13 protein-coding genes are annotated in these 18,288 nt (G+C 46.8%); 4 read left to right on the plus strand and 9 right to left on the minus strand.

The features are described from left to right. Positions 1-39: 39 nt before the first annotated feature. Complete coding sequence (locus tag QUA50_RS13520; RefSeq protein WP_333261144.1) at positions 40-1,623, minus strand: NAD(P)/FAD-dependent oxidoreductase; 1,584 nt, start codon at positions 1,621-1,623, stop codon at positions 40-42. A 225-nt stretch (positions 1,624-1,848) separates the two neighbouring features. On the opposite strand from QUA50_RS13520, the gene QUA50_RS13525 reads away from it, so the two are divergent. Continuing rightward, on the plus strand, positions 1,849-2,481 hold the full coding sequence (locus QUA50_RS13525; protein ID WP_333261003.1) for a hypothetical protein: 633 nt from the start codon (positions 1,849-1,851) through the stop codon (positions 2,479-2,481). A gap of 151 nt (positions 2,482-2,632) precedes the next feature. Here QUA50_RS13525 and QUA50_RS13530 read toward each other — a convergent pair whose 3' ends face one another. Next, positions 2,633-5,812, minus strand: coding sequence for a tetratricopeptide repeat protein (locus QUA50_RS13530; protein WP_333298420.1), 3,180 nt, complete (start codon positions 5,810-5,812; stop codon positions 2,633-2,635). A gap of 186 nt (positions 5,813-5,998) precedes the next feature. Between QUA50_RS13530 and QUA50_RS13535 the strand changes: the two genes are divergently transcribed. Beyond that, on the plus strand, positions 5,999-6,211 hold the full coding sequence (locus tag QUA50_RS13535) for a hypothetical protein (RefSeq protein WP_333261008.1): 213 nt from the start codon (positions 5,999-6,001) through the stop codon (positions 6,209-6,211). A gap of 650 nt (positions 6,212-6,861) precedes the next feature. On the opposite strand, the gene QUA50_RS13540 is transcribed toward QUA50_RS13535, so the two are convergent. Then, positions 6,862-7,344, minus strand: coding sequence for a hypothetical protein (locus QUA50_RS13540; protein ID WP_333261011.1), 483 nt, complete (start codon positions 7,342-7,344; stop codon positions 6,862-6,864). Positions 7,345-7,538: 194 nt separating this feature from the next. Here QUA50_RS13540 and QUA50_RS13545 point away from each other — a divergent pair, with 194 nt between their 5' ends. Beyond that, positions 7,539-7,724, plus strand: coding sequence for a ribbon-helix-helix domain-containing protein (locus QUA50_RS13545; protein WP_333261014.1), 186 nt, complete (start codon positions 7,539-7,541; stop codon positions 7,722-7,724). Positions 7,725-8,037: 313 nt separating this feature from the next. Here QUA50_RS13545 and QUA50_RS13550 read toward each other — a convergent pair whose 3' ends face one another. The 5 genes from QUA50_RS13550 to metK all read right to left on the minus strand — a co-directional run bounded on the left by QUA50_RS13550 (position 8,038) and on the right by metK (position 15,711). Further along, a complete protein-coding gene (locus QUA50_RS13550) occupies positions 8,038-9,834 on the minus strand; it encodes a HAMP domain-containing sensor histidine kinase (protein WP_333298419.1) in 1,797 nt (598 codons plus the stop codon). 396 nt (positions 9,835-10,230) lie between these two features. Beyond that, entirely contained in the window at positions 10,231-10,488 is a 258-nt protein-coding gene (locus QUA50_RS13555; RefSeq protein ID WP_333261019.1) for a hypothetical protein, read from the minus strand. A 232-nt stretch (positions 10,489-10,720) separates the two neighbouring features. Further along, positions 10,721-12,637: a HEAT repeat domain-containing protein gene (locus QUA50_RS13560; protein WP_333261022.1), complete on the minus strand. Its 1,917-nt coding sequence runs from the start codon at positions 12,635-12,637 to the stop codon at positions 10,721-10,723. A gap of 431 nt (positions 12,638-13,068) precedes the next feature. Continuing rightward, positions 13,069-14,244 (minus strand): family 10 glycosylhydrolase, encoded by a 1,176-nt coding sequence (locus QUA50_RS13565; protein WP_333054653.1) that lies wholly within the window; start codon positions 14,242-14,244, stop codon positions 13,069-13,071. A gap of 204 nt (positions 14,245-14,448) precedes the next feature. Continuing rightward, positions 14,449-15,711 carry a methionine adenosyltransferase gene (gene metK, locus QUA50_RS13570; RefSeq protein ID WP_333261025.1) on the minus strand — a complete coding sequence of 421 codons (1,263 nt, stop codon included), beginning with the start codon at positions 15,709-15,711 and terminating at the stop codon, positions 14,449-14,451. A 313-nt stretch (positions 15,712-16,024) separates the two neighbouring features. Between metK and QUA50_RS13575 the strand changes: the two genes are divergently transcribed. Next, the gene (locus tag QUA50_RS13575) at positions 16,025-17,749 is read left to right on the plus strand and encodes an AAA-like domain-containing protein (RefSeq protein ID WP_333261028.1); all 1,725 of its coding nucleotides are present in this window, start codon (positions 16,025-16,027) and stop codon (positions 17,747-17,749) included. Positions 17,750-17,841: 92 nt separating this feature from the next. Here the strand turns inward: QUA50_RS13575 and QUA50_RS13580 are convergent, their stop codons facing one another. Then, complete coding sequence (locus QUA50_RS13580; protein WP_333261031.1) at positions 17,842-18,189, minus strand: rhodanese-like domain-containing protein; 348 nt, start codon at positions 18,187-18,189, stop codon at positions 17,842-17,844. Between the last annotated feature and the right edge of the window lie 99 nt (positions 18,190-18,288).

Here is an 18,288-nt window from a genome sequence, read left to right on the forward strand (position 1 = left end):
TTGCGGTTGCCCAATCATTGAAAGAATTAGGCAATAAGTCTAATTTTTTAGACCAATATCCCGCAGCATTTCCAAATGCTTGTGCACAGGTGCGATCGTATTAGCTGCGATCGCCCCGCTAGCAGCAACAGCCGGCAAACCAATTCCCGGAAATGTCGAGTCTCCGCAGCAAAACAGCCCCGCTAAAGGCGTTCTCGGCCCGGGAAACAAGCCGCTACCCGCCCGAATTCCGGGCCCGTAGGAACCGCGATGGCGGCGCAAAAACCGTTCGTGGGTCAGGGGTGTCCCAACTAAGGTGACTTCTGCGCGCGATCGAATATCGGGCACAATTCTCTCTAAGGCTTCCCACATCACCTCGGCGCGCGCTTGCTTTTGCTGCTTGTATTCTTCGCTGGTGCGATTCCCTACGGGATAGCTTCGCTTCACGAGCTTTTGCCACAAATCGTAAGGCTCGTTTCCGGGCGTATATGCGTGAATGACGTGCTTTCCCGGAGGCGCGAGGTGGGGGTCGAGGAGGGAGGGAATCGAGACGAGAACGACGTTCTGAGGGGCTGTAACGCCCATTTCCCAGTCTTTGACGAAGATGTAGTGACAAGCCAAGTCCGATCGCACTCCGGCAGCATCAATTCCCAGATGCAGGTGCATGAAGCTGTCGCACTCTGGCGTCGCCTGCCGCTGTTGCCGAAACCGTGTGGGGACTGAGGTTTCAGGCAACAGTTTCAGGGTATCCCAAACGGAAGCGTTGGAGACGACGGCTTTGTGCGATCGAATAATTTTGCCCGATCGCAGCCGCACGCCCGCAGCCCGGTTGTTTTCCACCAAAACCTCTGCAACGTGGGAATTTAGCAGCAACTGCCCTCCGTGGCGCTCTAAACCGCGTACCAGGGCGTTTACCAAAGCTGCACTACCGCCGATCGGATAGTCTAAAACTGCATTGGGGCGGTACCAGTCGGCGAACATGAATGCGACTTCGGCTGCGATCGTTCCGTCGGCGGGAAGTCCAGACAGCAGGAAACACAACAAATTCAGCCAATTTCGGACAAACGGATCTTTGACGTTTTTGTCCATAATTTTGCTGAAAGGGCCGGAAAGTGCGATCGCGTCGCCAGCACTTTGCAGGAAAGCCGGCGCAAATTGGCCGAGGGTAAAAACACTGCCCAAATCGAAGCGCAAAGCCAGGGAGGGCAAGGCTGTGGCAGCTTTGGCGTAGGGTTCCATGATGCGCTGGAGTTGCCGCCATTCGGCGACTGCTGCCGCGCCGCGCAGTTTTGCGAGCACTTCGCCAAATTGACTCGCGCCTACGGATGTGTCGAAATCGCCTTCGGGCAAACAGCAACCCCAAGTATCGTAGGTGATGCAGGGGAGTTTTTCGCCGATCGCATCCAATACTTGTCGCAGCGGGTTAGCAGACGGGCTGTAGGATAATCCTGAGTACAATGATGGCCCGGAGTCGAAGCTAAATCCGCCGCGTTCAAAACCGTGTGCGGCGCCGCCCGCGATCGAATGGCTTTCGCAAACCACAACCTCAAAGCCGTAGCGGGCAAGCATTGCAGCGCAACTTAACCCGCCAATGCCGCTGCCGATGACGATGATTTCTGTGTCTGTGGGGGCGATCGCAACCATGTTTTTCTCCGCTACATCAGCTAATATTATCAATCACTCGGCCGCAGGCAAGATGCCTGCGCCACAATCTCTCTGCTGGTGGAACAGGCCGGAAAGCCTGTTGCCCATCAGAGGCAGGCAAGATGCCTGCCCCACCAGCAATCTCTCTGCTGGTGGAACAGGCCGGAAAGCCTGTTGCTAAATATTTTGGTTCAAGCCTAGTAAATTCCTGTTATTGTTAGTTAAATGGAAAACATATCAATTCTAGAACAAGCCGCTAAATCGAATACTAAACCATCTCCCGCCGCCGTAGTCTCCGCCCTCCTAGAAGCTGAGAAAAGCGCGAAACAAAATAAAATTCGCTATGGTTTCGAGCAATTAATCGGCAATTGGCGCTTGTGCTTTATCACCGGCACGAAAAAGACTCGACAAAAAGCGGGAATTGTGTTAGGCGCGGGACGTTACATCCCTGAGTGGGTGGCGAAAATTCAAATTGCTTACTCGGCCCAAGCTGTTGCTGGCGGGGAAGCGGATAGCGAAACCGGCAGGGTGGAGAATTCGGTGCAAGTTGGGGCGATCGTACTAACTCTTTCCGGGCCGACTAAGTTTTTGGTTAATAAAAATATTTTAGCTTTTGATTTTACCAGAATTACCGTGAAATTGTTGGGTAAAACTGTGTATCAAGGATTTATTCGCGGTGGAGAAACGCGGGAGGCGGAATTTTTTAGTTTGAGTGTGGGGAAGCAGGCCTTTTTTGCATATTTTCTGGTAGAAGATGGGATAATTGCGGCTAGGGGAAGAGGCGGCGGCTTGGCTTTGTGGGGGCTTGTAGGGGCGGGTTCACCAACAATTTATAATTCCAACAAACAATCTACATAAACCCGCCCCACCCAACGACAGAATGCGATCGCGTGCAATTCAACGAATATTATAAGGTGCGCCGCTATGAAATTGTCCATCTTTCATTTGGGATTTTTAATAGCGACACACCCTACAGCTACTATCAACTGTCAACTGTCAACTTCTATAACTACCGCGCATCCCCAATTAAAATAAACGGCGACCAATAAAACGGATGCCGCTGGATCTGACTCAACTTAGCTTGCCGCAAAGCTTCATTTTTACTCATCCCTTTATTGATATTTTGATAAAATTGAACCATCAAATCTTTAGTAGCAGAATCATCAACACTCCACAAACTAGCCATCACAGCTTGCGCGCCCGCCCGCTCAAATATATAGGCCATTCCCGATATTTCTTCACCGTTGGAATTCGCTTGTATGGCAGTTTCACAAGCACTTAAAGTGATGAGTATGGTGTTTTGCAATCCTAATAAGGCGGCATCGCGAATATTGAATTGACTGTCAGCAAACAGCAATGTATTTTCCTCCATGCCCAAATTTTTACAGCCTCCCGGTTGGAAACAGCCGTGAGTTGCGAGGTGCAAAAAAGGAAAGCGGGGCGCTTGAGTTTTGAATCGATCGAGGGTGGCGTCATTGCCGGTATAAGCTGAACTTCCTGACAATAATTGAGCGATATTTCTGACTTCTGCTTCGGAACCTGGTAGATTTTGGGGTGGACGAGGGACGGGATTTCCTAATGCTAAGACTCCACCTTTTGAAGTTGAATCGGGAATTGTTCTCGTGGAAATGCGGGTGAGATAGTTGACGGGATATTTCTGGATGAGGAATTCATTTGTTTGTTTGTCATACAGGGTTTCAAAGGGGATGTAGCGCAGTTTTTCCGTGGCGATGATGCTCAATTGTTTGGGGGAAATAGCTTTAATTTGGTCTTCGATCGGACGAATCAGGATTTCGTAAAGTTTGCTGCCTGTTACGGTGAAGTTTGTTTCGCCAATATCTTGCACTTCTTTGCGGTATTGAGTGAGGAGATTGTCGAATTCTTCGGGAGCGATCGGAACTTTTTTAACACTTAAACTGTCTTTTGTCAAGACAAATAGGGCGACGGTATTGGGGACACCTGAGATATTTGTCAGCAAGACGGGTTGAATGACAGCGGTATCTGGCGCGATATTTGCTTTCAGTTGGGCGATGTCTTTGGGTGTGGTTTCAAATAGTTCGGCGACTTCTGGGAAACTGCGGGAAATTTGTTCTGCTTGGCGGTTGACTTCTGTTTCTAATTCTCGCATTTGTCGGGAGAGATTTTCGGAGAAATTGTCTTCGAGTTGGCGGCGAAGCGTTTGGAGTTGTTGATTTTTTTGATTCCATTCGTCAATGGCTTTTTGTGCTTGGAGGTTGGATACTTGGGCGTTGATGAGGCGGGTGTAGTCGGCGAGATCGGCGGTGGTGGCGATGTTGACCCATTGGAAAGCGCGATCGGCTTGGTTTTGGTCGATGAGGATGTCAACAAGTGCAACTGCGCTTCCTCTTTCACCTTCTAAAAACTTTTGGCGGTTTTCTCGCTGCAAACCCTTTCGTATTTTTAAGGTAATTTGGACAGATTGCTCAAAATTTTCGATCGCTTGAGTTGGTTGCATCGTATCTTGATAAACGGCACCAATATTGCTCAAAATAGTAGCTTCCATCATCCGATCGCCCACTTCCCGTTTAATTAGTAAAGCTTGGTTATAGTATTTTAATGCTTCTTCTGGTTGTCCAATACTGTGGTACACTCCACCAATATTATTCAAAGTAGTAGCTTCCCCCGCACGATCGTCCACTTCCCGTTTAATTGGTAAAGCTTGGTTATAGTATTTCAATGCTGATTGCGGTTGTCCAATTCTGAAGTACACTCTACCTATATTATTCAATGTAGTAGCTTTCCCATTGCGATCGCCAACTTGCAGCAGCAGTGGTACGGCTTGGTTATAGTATTTTAATGCTTCTTGTGGTTGTCCAATGTTGGCGTATACTGCACCAATATTATTCAAAGTAGTAGCTTCCCCCGCACGATCGTTCACTTCCCGTTTAATTGGTAAAGCTTGGTTATAGTATTTCAATGCTGATTGCGGTTGTCCAATGCTGAGGTACACTCCACCTATATTATTCAATGTAGTAGCTTCTATCATCCGATCGCCCACTTCCTGCAGAATTGGTAAAGCTTGGTTATAGTATTTCAATGCTGATTGCGGTTGTCCAATGTTGGCGTACACTCCACCTATATTATTCAAAGTACGAGCTTCCATCATCCGATCGCCCACAGCCAGCAAAATTGGTAAAGCTTGGTTATAGTATTTTAATGCTTCTTCTGGTTGTCCAATGCTGAGGTACACTCCACCTATATTATTCAAAGTACGAGCTTCCCCATTGAGCTCGCCCACCTCCTGCCAAATTGGTAAAGATTGGTTATAGTATTTCAATGCTGATTGCGGTTGTCCAATGCTGCTGTATACTCCACCTATATTATTCAATGTAGTAGCTTCCCCCTTGCGATCGCCCACTGACTGCCTAATTGGTAAAATTTGGTTATAGTATTTTAATGCTGATTGCGGCTGTCCAATACTGTGGTACACTAAACCCATATTATTCAAAGTAGTAGCTTCCCCCGCGCGATCGCCCATTTTCCGCCAGATTGGTAAAGCTTGGTTATAGTATTTCAATGCTTCTTGCGGTTGTCCAATACTGTGGTATGTTCCACCAATATTACTCAAAGTAACAGCTTCGCCGTTGCGATCGCCCACTTGCCGCCAGATTGGTAAAGCTTGGTTAAAATATTTCAACGCTGATTGCGGTTGCGAGATCGTTTCGTACACTGTACCAATATTAGTCAAAGTACGAGCTTCAATCGCCCGATAGTTTACTGCCCACAAAATTGCGAAAGCTTGCTTCAAGTATTTCAATGCTTCTTGCGGTTGTCCAATGCTTTTGTAAATTTCACCAATATTATTCAAAGTAATAGCTTCCGAGTTGAGGTCGCCTACTTCCCACCAAATTGATAAAGCTTGTTTGTAGTATTTCAATGCTTCTTGCACTTGTCCTATACTGTCGTAGATTGCACCAATATTATTGAGTGCTAGAGCTTCATGTTGTCTATTTTTAAATTGTCGTGCAATGGCTAAAACCTGCTGCCATGTTTCTATTGCCTGTCGCGGTTGCTGTTGCTTTGCTTGCTCTATGAGTTGCTTTAATTTTTCAACCTCTGCATTTTGACTTTGCGCCCAACTCGGTTGCACCATCACCGGCAGAGTCAGAGGAGTCAGACACACACCCAAAACCAAAACACTGCTAATAATTCGTTTCATTCTTTTCATGATTCACCACTGACAGATTAATAGAATAGGCATCTGAATTTTAACTGAGGCGTATTATAGTTTTACTTGCTGTTCTTGAATGCTTTGATATTGCCAAAATAATGATTGTAATTAAATAACCAAGTTGCTGTTATGTCAATTCATATTATTCAGAAGCTGTATTCATAAAAGTCATGATTTAAAGCTATGAGGTTCATCAGTCTGACGTTCTTTTTCAATTTTCGCAATAATGTCATCTATTTCAGCAAAGACTTTAGTCAATTCTTTAGCTTTTTCAAGCGATCGACCAACGGTGATGGCAAGAATTCCAACGGTTCGTCAAAATCATCAGAAATTGTAATTAGTCCTTTGTCGCTGCCAAATCTGCTGTATTTAGATGATTATTATTCAATTTTATAGACAGTTTCTGGTTCTATTCCTGGTTTGATATCTTTGATTTTAATTTGTTTAGATTGCATTTTTTCTCTGAGATAAATTGCCGAGATTAGGTCATACCAAGTGAATTTTTCAGGCAGTCGATCGATTAAGTTGCGGACTTCTTATTGAAGATTGATGGTTTCCATCGGTTTTAGTAAAGAGAGTTTGCTTTTTAATTGTAGTAGAAGCGAACTAGGAGCGATCGGGCTTTTTGCAAAAGTCTGGCTCCTCCCGCAGTCTGGCAGGGAATTAATTCCCTGCCTCATAGCGAAAGTCCTCGCTTCCGAGGACTGCAAGATCGATCGAGAATGATGCAAGGTATGAATTGAAACAGACAGAAATTACGCGCTCCCACCAAAGAAACCGGGTTTTTATCGAATCTGCCGACTGCAACGAATATTGTCGTAAAAAACCCGGTTTCTAGCCCCCCGCGCACAAATCTTAACTCTCCTCTTCAGTCCTCGGAAGCGAGGACTTTCGCTATGAGGCGGGGGTTAAAAACCCCCGACGGACTTAATGCGGAGTCGCTACAATTGTCACCGTCATTTTTGTAGATTAGACATCTCCAGAAAAGCCAGTCTTGAACAGGCTTTCCGGCCTGTTCCACAATAATTATTGGAGAGGTATATTGATTAGGTGCGATCGCACACAACTTCAAACACACCCCCTCGAATAAACCGACACAAAGCCCTCCGCCGATCGTCCGCATCTTGGCGGTTGACAAAACGCGCAATTGTATACTGTTCAGCATTCGGTAAAATGCGGACGATCGCCCAAGAAGTGCGATCGCCCCCCTTTGAGTTTTCAGGTGTTTTCCCTCGCGAATTTGAGTTGAGTTCGATCGCGGGGCGATCGGCGATCGTCGGAGAATTGGCTTTTCTCAGAGTGTTGAGGTAGCGGGCGATCGCACTTCCTTTGAGATTCGCCCCGACGCGCAGAATCAGAAACACCGCAAAGCTTTCGAGCTCTGGCCCAGTCATGCGCGCGCGATCGGCATCAAAATCCTCATCAGAGTAGCTGCGGATACCCGACAGCAGTTGCGTGATGCCAAAATCATTCAAAGCTTGTTGATAGCCGCAGGTATATTCGCTGCCGTCGCTCACAGGCTTTACCATAGTAATAGTCTCCTTGTATTTGGGGAACCATCAGCCAGCGCGGGCCCGACGAAAGTTCAGCGCTGGCTTTTGACTTTTTGAAACTATAGCATAGATATAGCACACATAAATGCTTTAAATGAGCCAAACTCGACAGGATGGTCTAGATACAGCACAATTACGATCGGCTTATACTAAAAAATAATGAATCTCTGATGACCAAACGCTTAGCGACCTATTTAGCCGATGGAATCTATGACATCCTGGAAGAGTGGGCAAGTCAAGAACGCCGTTCAGTCAGCAGCTTGTCAGCATTTATTTTGGAACAAGCAGCCAGAGAACACCAAAAGGAAATGAAACAACAGCCCCCACCATCCGATGAGAAACAGCAGAAAAGTTGAGTGGACGCATCAAAGCCAAAGAAACCGGGTTTTTTGCGGTTTTTGCAGGCTGTAACGAAGTATTTCGCAAAAAAACCCGGTTTCTGACCACCCCTGCGTCCAGAACTAAATGAAATTTATCAGAATCGATTTAGGTTGGAACTCAGCAGCAAGCGGTTTGTGCTGTTTGAATTGGCAAAATAACCAATTAGAATTAATAGAGTGCGATCGCCCCCACTGACAAGACTAAAGCATTTGGACACAAAGCCAGAGGTTTGAAACATAAATTTTCGCCCCTCGGCCTACCCCCTAAATCTCTCGCCCAAAAATCACATCACCCGTTTCCTGCCGGTATGCGGACAGTGAAAATAGACCCTTTTCCCTCTTCGCTTTCTACCAAAATTTCTCCGCCCATCATCTGACAGTAGTGGCGGCTAAGTGTCAGCCCCAATCCAGCGCCGTCGTAAGGTCGCGCCGCTGAAGAGTCAGCTTGCACAAAAGCTTCAAACAATTTGTGCTGTTGTTCTTCCGACATTCCAATTCCGGTATCTTTAACCGATAAACAAATCCAATCGGAGTCTTCAACATTCAGCAGGGGACAAGCAATTGCCCCAGAAGGAATTTCATCGGCCACCATTGAATCGTCAATCGCCTCACGCCCTGCTGCATTCAATTTTCCACTTCCTGCAATGCGCTTCACAGTCACTTTCACCCTACCGTTTTTGGTGAACTTCGCAGCATTACTAAGCAGATGTATCAAAACCAGGCGCACTTTTTTGAAATCTGCGTGCATTATGCCCGCAGTTCGATCGCACTCAATCTCCAAAACATTGCCATTTTTCTCTACCAACGGTTTCGCGGCACTCGCAACATTGTCAATCAGGGATTCGATGTCAAACTCCTGGATTTCGAGTTTCATACTCCCCGCTTCAATTTTTGACAAATCAAGGATATCGTTAATCAAAGATAGCAAATGCGCGCCTGCTTTTTCAATCTTCTGCAAGTCGGGTACAAACTCATCAAATCCCGCATCCCGGGCATCTTCTGAAAGTAGTTGACTGTAGCCGATAATCGCATTTAAAGGCGTCCGCAATTCGTGGCTCATATTTGCTAAAAACTGGCTTTTAGCAGTGTTAGCTGCGACGGCGACTTCCTTAGCTTGTTCTAATTCTTTTGTATGTCCCGAAACCCGCTCGATTAGGTGATTGAGAGAGGCCGCCAGAGAGCCGATTTCGCCTTGTCCGGTGACGGGTGCTCGCAAGTCAAAATTTGACTCAGCGGCTACTTGTTGGGCCACCTGAGTAACGCTGATCATAGGTTGAGCGATCGCCCGACTCGTCCGGTAAGCCACCATTCCAGCCACCACAACCGACAGCAGCATACTAAAAATAATTATGGCTTTTTCCATGCCTTGGGCGTCTTCCATCACTTCACCGCCTTGGCCCTCTTGCTGCTGGGCAATATCGAGGATTTTGCTCAATTCCTCAAGGCTGCTGTTGAGCTGTTTTACACCTTCTCCGCTTTCGATTGCGAGCAATTTTCTGACCGACTCTATCTCCCCAGGCGATAGTTGCGATTGCTGGATTTTCTGCAAAGTTGACTTGAGAGTATCGGCGTAGGATTCTAAATTTTTAGTGCAATCTTGCACTAAAAACTTGAGAACTTCCGGCTTTGCTGCCAGCCAAGCGGGTTGGCTGTCGGCAAACTTTTCTATACGCAACCGCAGATTTTTTGCCTTAACAATACTCTTAACCAACTGTTCTTCTTGCTGTTTTAACTTGACCGAATTATCTACAAAAGAATCTAGCTGTGAACCCTGCAATTGAGCCGCCAGCGCTGCATCTTTAAAATTGCCTAGCAATTGCGCTTGTAGGTGAGCATCGTTGAATTGCTTTAATCCTTGTCCTTGGTAGTAATCGGCAATCACCAGTCCGCTCAGCGAACCCAAAAATCCGATTCCTATTGCCAGCAAATACCCGTACCCAATTTTTTTATGGATAGGCAAACTGCCAATTTTAGATGGCAAACTTTGGCTGACTTTTAAGGATAATTTATCCACAAATTCCTGGTTGAATTTTGTTTTACTGACTGTTTCGACAGAAGCCGCTTCTCCCGAAATAAAAACTGGCATCTGTTTACCTAAATTGGTATTATTTTGGTTAACCTTTCGCGTTTTCACGTTTTTATTCGACGGGTTAAATGGTTCTAAGTCTGAATTCAATTCCCCCTGGTTTTCACAAACTGCAACCGATAAACTTGCTTCGTGTCCTGTTTTTTTTAGCAAGTTAATTTTTGACATATGCAACCCCTGTCTTCTGTTAAAATTTACCACGCTCTTAAATTCTCCAAACGGAAAAGCTTGTCTATTTTCTAGTAGACATCTGCGAAAAAGTATCTAAAACTCTTGTCGAGTCCGAGGATAAACTTAAATTCGGTTGATGTCTGATAGATAATTAGGCTGTTGATGGCTGTTGCCAAATTACTTTTTCGACTTGTAAAAGTCTGCAGCAGGCAAAATAGATAAAAATTAATCCCGGCAGTGAATTATCCCCGCGTGGAATGTTACAGGCAGAAAATTGTTTCTGACCTGTTTTGCCTGTGATTCGCCCAAAGCTGATATTGTCTGTTGACAATGCACCCGATTCCTCAGCTTTGGAGTTTTGCTGCCAGCAATGCGACGATTGCTTGACGGTTTTTGTTGAGCATCCGACGACTTTTTAGCACAGAATGTCACAAATGCAGCAGCCGATCGAACTTTTGCACCCTGGCGATCGACTTTTGGCATCGTTGCCCCGCAAAGACAAGTCTGAGGTGAAGTGCCGTTAGTTGAGTATAACTGTAGCCCTTGCGAAAAGAAACCCGGTTGCTGCGAGTCAATCGATTGCGCGATTTTAGATTTTAGATTTTAGAATTGAAGCCTTGACCCGACGGATAAATACGTTCGGCAAGTTTCATCGGATACAGGTTTTTTATTTCTGGACGGATGAATCGGAGGTTTGTATCCTGAATGCTTTCTGTCAATTTTTGGCGATTGCGAGTTCTGCTGTTACGGTAGTCAATTCGATCGCCAGTGCTAGCTTACCGTCTCTACCCAAAGCTTCATCGGCCAAGTGTACCATCCAGCGGTTCGGCTTGGCTTGGGGTCTGGCGGCGAGCACCAACGCCCAAGCTTCCCGTTCTTTGCCGCGGCCCAACAGCGCAGCACAAACAATCAAAGCTGCGGCAGTTGAACGGCTGATCCCACTTTGGCAGCAGATCAGCAAACTGCCTCCCGGCGACGACATTTTGAGGGCGAAGTCAATAATTTTCAGTACATCCTCAAGGGTAGGCAAGATTTGATCGGGGTCGTCAACGGGGGTGTCGAGGTCGTTAAACTCCAGGCACATTCGGTTCGGGATTCGATCGAAAGTTTTGGGTTCGGGGACGCCTGGACTGCCGATCGAGATCAAGTATTTAATCTCGCGTCGCGCTTGGCGCTCAACAATGTATTCGCTGGCTTCTGCTTGCGAAGCAATCAGGATTTTTGGCAGTTTTTCACCCGACAAATCCGGGGAAACAGAGGGATCAAAATCAACTGTTTCTGCCTCAGTGCTGACATCCGCCAAGTATTGGGCAGCCCGGGCACGAACGTCAGCAAATTCGCGATTTAAAGCTGTTTCCAGAGCAACAATAGCAGCCGTGGAGCCAATGTGACCGAGGGATTTAACAGCCTTTTGGCGCACTCCAGAATTTTCGTCCCCCAGCAGCCGCACCAAACCTGCCACAGCTTCCTCTGTCCCAATTTCCCCCAAAGCAGCAGCAACTCTCCACCGCACATAAGATTCGCTGTCGCCAATTGCGCTCGCCAGTCCCGCGACCACCATTTTTGGCAATTTCGCATCTCCCTCTGTATTGATGTTCCCAAGGGCAACCGCCGCCCTGCCGCGCACGAAAATATCTCGATCCCAGAGCGACCCGATTACGGCCACCATAGCCACCTCGCTGCTGATTTCTCCCAAGGCAGAAACTGCACTGCCCCGCACGTCTGAGTCGTCATGGTTGAGGGCTTGCACCAGTCCCGCCACAGCCGTTTCCGTGCCGATTTGTCCCAAGGCCTCGGCGGCCCTCAAAGAAACTGCATAGGAGTCGGGATCATCGTGAAGCAATTCTACTAAGCCCGGTACTGCTTCAGAATCGCCGATTTTCCCCAAAGCCGCCGCCGCCCTAGCGCGGACGATGTGATTTTGGTCTCTGAGGGCATTCAGCAGGCCGGGAACTACCTCAGAGACGCCGATTTTCCCGCAGTTGACTGCTGCCCGCCAGCGCACTTCGGAGTCTGGGTGTTTGAGGGCTTTCAGCAGCGCGGGGACGGCTATTTTCGGGTTAATTTTGCCCAAGGCCCAAACAGCCCAGGCGCGCACCCCGGAGTCTGGGTGTTTGATGGCTTTGAGCAGTGCTACGGCGGCTGGTTTCGAGTCAATTTCTCCTAAAGCCCAAGCGGCCCAAGCTTGGATTTGGGAATCTTTGGATGCGAGCGATCGGGCTAATTCAATTACTGCTGCTTCGGAGCCGATTTTCCCGATCGCCCGAATCCCCTCCAGGCGCACTGCACTTTCTTTGTGGTTCAATGCGGCCACCAGTATCGGGATTGCCATATCCGAACTTGTGAGGGCCAGCAGTTGAATTTTGAGTAGGGGCGAAGTGGGGATTTTGTCGATTAATTTTATGGTGGCTATTTGAAATTCTGGCTTTACCGTTCCTGCTAGCTTTGAGCCGAGTTTTAAATTTACTTTTAGAGCTAATTTTACTGCCCGCAAAGCCAGACTTTGCTGTTCTACTTGCGGCAATATAGTCGCCAAGGTGTGCATCCCTTGTTTTTGTTTCAAATATTTTTGATGGAATTGAGCATCGCTGAGCTCGGGTAGCTGTTGGATGAGGCTTGCTGCTGAGGTCACTGATTTATCCTAATATTTTGGCGAGCGGTTGAGATTGCTCTTTTAAACTGTCTTTAAAAAATATGGCGTCTACAAAACGCTACTTCTAAAAAAAAGCTTGCACCCACTTCTAAAATATGTCTTATTCCACTATTTTTGCAACTCCCCAATTATTAATTATCGGGTTTGTTTGGGCGATCGGCTTGACAATGAGTTGCGCTTGCTGCTTGGCATCGCTGGGTTTTGAGATAGCCTAACTCTGCTATATCATTTTATAGCAGGTTGGTTTGAAATAGCGATCGGCGCGGTGGACAATCAAGCATCCAGGATACAAGCCCCCGGATTCATCCGTGGGGTCAATACTTCAATTCTCAAATCTCAAATCTCAAATCTCAAATCTCAAATCGATTGACTGCAGCCAACCGGAAACAGCTTGATTGCGGGACAATCTCTCAACGAGCATAGGGCCCTTTTTTCAAAACCTTAGCCAAAGCGTTATCGTTATCTCGCAAACCTTCGTAAAAAAACATCACTTCTCCTTGAATCCCGCAAGAGCGGTTGTAAGCAATTACTTGCAACAACAGTTCGGGAGTTATGCTATATTTGCTGCCTCGATTCGTCAACAAAATACCGGGTGACACGCACTTTACTTGCTGCCCGCTAAGCTGTCCCGACATCATTTTATCGACCAATTGTTTGTAAGCATTAAAATCGCGACGATAAAACTGCGGGTGAAGCAGATCCACCAAATTTTTGTCAACCCAAGCTTTAGAATCTTGCAAATATTCCACCAGTCCCCAATCATAAGGACTCGGCGACATCGATAGCAACAAATCAGGATTAATCGCTTTCACTTCTCGGTGTAAACGAGCCACAAACTCAGTAATAATATTAGCGCGCCACTGCAGCCAATGTTGCTCTTTACAATCCGACGGCGCTGCTTTACCGCACTCTTCTAGATAGCGTTTAACCGTTTTTTCGTCGTAACCGCCTTCTACCGGAAACGCAATGCGATCGTCTCCTTGAACGCCGTTTACCGGATAATTCTTAGCAACTTCCAGCATCAACCCCAGCACAAAGTCTTGCACTTCCGCGTCAAGAGAATTCATCCAGTCAAAGTTATTTTTTTTAAGTAAATTGCCGCTGGCATCACGGGCAATCCACTCAGGTTTTTTCGCCAGCAAATGACCGCCATTGCGATTGTAAGAACTCACAAATCCGTATTCAAAACAAGGAATTACTTTTAAGCCAACTCTCTTTGCCTCAACACATATTTCTGCTAAGGGGTCGCGACCTTGATAGCGCGAGTCAATTTCCACCCCAAAGTTTTCTCGCATTATCTGAGAAGGATAAGCCGTATAACCCTGGTTCCAAATTATAGGAAAAACGGTATTAAATCCCGTATCGGCGAGAAAGTCCATTGCCTCAGCAATTCGCTCTTTTGATGTGAGAACTTTGCAGTCAGTGGTGGGTATCCAAACGCCGCGAATTCCACCATGATTGTTAGTCGCAAATGAACTTGGCAGCGTTGCTGGATTTGGTGCAGAAAATCCAGTCGTCGCCAACCGCTGTTGGAATGAAGAGACCAAACTGCGAATTGCAGATTGGAAAGGTGTGAAAAATCGCATTTATTTATTCTTTTTTTTTTGTAAGGTGCGGAGTACGCACGCTACGTTATTAATTTGTAGCACCCGATATTATTTATGGATAAGATGCGCCGAAGCACCGCCTATATTATTTTTGAATAAGGTGCGGAGTACGCACCCTATATTGATTGGTAGCACCCGATATTATTTATGGATAAGGTGCGCTGCGCGCACCCCAACATTGTACTATCCAGCGACAGCAGATAACTGCTGGCTCAAAGCTTCTTTCAAAAGTTCGGCCTTATCAGTTTGTTCCCAAGGCAAATCTAAGTCAGTGCGCCCGAAGTGACCGTAAGCCGCCACATCTTGATAGAAACGGCCGCCTCTTTCAGCAGGCAAATTCTGCAAGTTAAATGCCTGAATGATTCCCGCAGGACGCAGTTCAAAATGCTGCTTCACAACTTCTAAAAGGCGATCGTCATCAACTTTCCCAGTGCCAAAAGTTTCGATCATCATGCTAACAGGCCGCGCAACGCCGATCGCATAACTCAACTGCACTTCGCACTTTTGGGCCAAACCAGCCGCTACGATATTTTTAGCAACGTAGCGACAAGCATAAGCCGCGCTGCGGTCTACCTTGGTGGGGTCTTTCCCAGAAAAAGCGCCGCCGCCGTGGCGGGAATAGCCTCCGTAGGTATCCACAATAATTTTGCGGCCCGTCAAACCCGAATCTCCTTGAGGCCCGCCGACCACAAATTTGCCGGTGGGGTTGACAAGGAAGCGAGTTTCTGAGTCCGGCTGCACGCTAATATCGGCAAACACGGGTTGGACGACTGCAGTCCAAAGGTCTTCTTTGATTTTGGCTTGAACTGCGGCCGTTTCTGTGATGTCGCCGATCGTTTCGGTGTGCTGGGTAGAAATTAAAATCGTATCTATGCCAACAGGTTTGCCGTCCTCGTAAATCACCGTAACTTGGCTTTTGCCGTCGGGACGCAGGTAAGATAACTGACCGGTTTTGCGGACTGCGGCCAGTTGACGGCAAATCCGGTGCGCTAAACTGATCGGCAGAGGCATCAATTCCGGCGTTTCGTTGCAAGCAAAGCCGAACATCAAGCCTTGGTCGCCGGCTCCAATGGCGTCTAATTCCTCTTCACTCGATTGTTCCCGGCTTTCGTGGGCTGTATTCACCCCTTGAGCAATATCGGGAGACTGAGAATCAAGAGCTACCAACACTGAACAACTATTGGCAGAAAACCCGTTGTCAGCGTGGATGTAGCCAATATCGGCTATTTTTTTCCGGGCTAATTCTATGTAATTTACCTGAGCTTTAGTGGTAATTTCGCCCGTCAGCAGCATTAAGCCAGTGTTGACGACAACTTCTGCTGCGACGCGGCTTTTGGGGTCTTCGGTCAGTAAGGCATCTAAAATCGTATCGGAAATTTGATCGCAGATTTTATCGGGATGCCCTTCAGTGACCGATTCAGAGGTAAACAGGTAGCGGCGTGACAATGATTATTTCTCCTTAGATAGGGGCTCTTCCTGCGCGACCTCGACGACCAACGAGTTATTTTTCAGGTAAAGGCCAAGAAAGATCGCGTCTGGGCTACCGTCGAATTTTTGTCGGTCTGCAGAGCCGTGTTGAAGCAGGGTTTGAGATTGGGTAAAGTGACACTACTATAGCAAAGTGAGTTCCGGGAAGTCCCTAAAAACTTAGATTTTTTAGGATTGTCGATCGATCTTGGACACCGCTCGTCTCCCCCCTAACCTGACAAAGGTTGATGCACAGTAAGATACAGTCAGGGTATCGCCTTGCGGAACGACTATGGCAGGACTCCAAAAATTACCAAACTTGATCCAAACAGTTGCAGACCTAGAATTTCCCGGCGGCCCCATACCGCTTGACTCTCGATTTTATATCGATCGCTCAGGGGCCGAAGCCCTGGCCTGTGCAGAAATTAGCAAACCCGGTGGCCTTGTTCGCATTAAAGCTCCCAAAAAAATGGGCAAAAGTTCGCTGATGCTGCGGATAGTTCACGCGACAGTCGATCGTGGATACCGCACAGTAACTGTAGACTTTCAGCAAGCTGACGCAGCGGTTTTTGCTAGTTTAGATAAATTTTTACGCTGGCTTTGTGTCAATGTCGCTCGGCAACTCAAACTCGAACCAAATATTGATGAATTCTGGGATGAAGATATGGGCAGCAAGGTCAGCTGCACAATTTACTTTGAAAACTATTTGCTCGAACTAATTGACAGTCCTATTGTCTTGGTGATTAACGAAATAAATCGCATATTTGAACGGACTAACATTGCTCAAGATTTTCTTTCGATGATCCGTTTTTGGTATGAACAAGCTCGCGCTAGCACAATTTGGCAAAAACTCCGCATTGTTGTCATTCATTCGACAGAAATTTATATTGCTTTGAGGCTTAATCAATCTCCATTTAATGTAGGAATGCCGATTAAACTCTCAGAATTTACTGCTGAACAAGTTCAAGATTTGGCGTGCAGACACGGACTGAACTGGAGCAATAGCGCTCCGATCGAGCAATTAATGAACATGGTAGGCGGGCATCCTTATTTAGTGCATTTAGCGCTGTATCACCTGGCAATTTTGCAACAAAATCGCCTCTTTGTCGATCGGGATGAACCAGGGAATGAACTGGGGCTAGCCGAGTTGGCAGAATTGTTAACAGCAGCTCCTACTCACAGCGGAATTTATAGCGACTACTTGCAAAATCAGTCGATCGCCATTCAACAGCAGCCCGAACTCGCCTCCGCATTCCAACAGGTTGTCGATGCTAAAAATAGCGTTCACCTCGAACCTTTGATGGCTTATCAGTTAGACAGCATGGGACTTGTCAAATTAGAGGGAAATAACTGTAGTTTGTCTTGCGAATTATATCGCCTGTATTTTCAAGGGCAAAATTTGTGCGAGGACAAATTGTCGGTGGTTCGTTTTGAGGAGTTGCAGCAAGAAAATCAAAGGCTGCAAGCTTTGGTGAATGTGGACGAACTTACTCAAATTGGCAACAGACGGTATTTTGATAGTTGCTTGCGAACCGAATGGAAACACATGGCTCGCAATGGGTATCCGATATCTTTAATTTTGTGCGATCTCGATTATTTCAAAATATATAATGATACCTACGGACATCAAGCAGGAGATGATTGTTTGCGATCGGTCGCTCAGACAATTCGCCGATCGCTCCAGCGTCCTGCTGATGTAGCTGCTCGCTACGGGGGCGAGGAATTTGCTGTGATTTTACCGGAAACTGATGGGTCGGCGGCTCTGGTTGTTGCCGAACAAATTAGAGCAAAAGTGAAAGCTTTGAATATTCTTTTTAACCCGCAGAGTCTTGACGGTCTACCTAATTCTGTGGTAACGATTAGTTTGGGAATTGCCAGCGTTGTTCCGAGGGAGGAAAATGATGCGATAACGCTGCTACTGGCGGCTGATGAGGCTCTTTATGACTCGAAAAGGCAGGGGCGCGATCGGCTCACTATGAGTACGCTTTTAAATTTTGGATTGGCTGCTGTTAATTAGCTAATTCCGGGGAAATATAATTAGTTCCTACACATACAAAGTCCGCCGGCGCGGACTCTGAAGAAAAGGATAGTTAAGAACTGGATTTGATGTTAATAGCGGGGGACGGTTCGATCGACCACCATTGAGTAAGCATCGATACCGCCAACGATATTTTTAACGTTGGTAAATCCTCGATCGGTCAACCACTGGCACATTTGAGCCGATCGCACTCCGTGATGGCACAGAACTAGGGTTTCGGTGTCGCGATCGAGTCTAGCGTCAATTTCACCAGACCATTCGGCAAACTCGCTCAGCGGAAAAGCTACAAATCCCGGCAGCGCCGCGAGTTCAATTTCGTGAGGTTCCCGCACATCTACAAGCTGCAATTTCTCAGCATGGGTTTCTGCTAATTGGCGAGCTAATTCTTCGACTGTAATTTGAGCAAAAATTTCTGACATTTGATTAGGAAAAAGTAGTCATCAGTCAATCGATTTTAGATTTTAGATTTTAGATTTTAGATTGTTAACAGCTAACAGTCAATCGATTTTAGATTTTAG

This window comes from Microcoleus sp. M2_D5 (genome assembly GCF_036701935.1).
In the GTDB taxonomy this organism is placed as follows: Bacteria; Cyanobacteriota; Cyanobacteriia; order Cyanobacteriales; family Microcoleaceae; genus Microcoleus.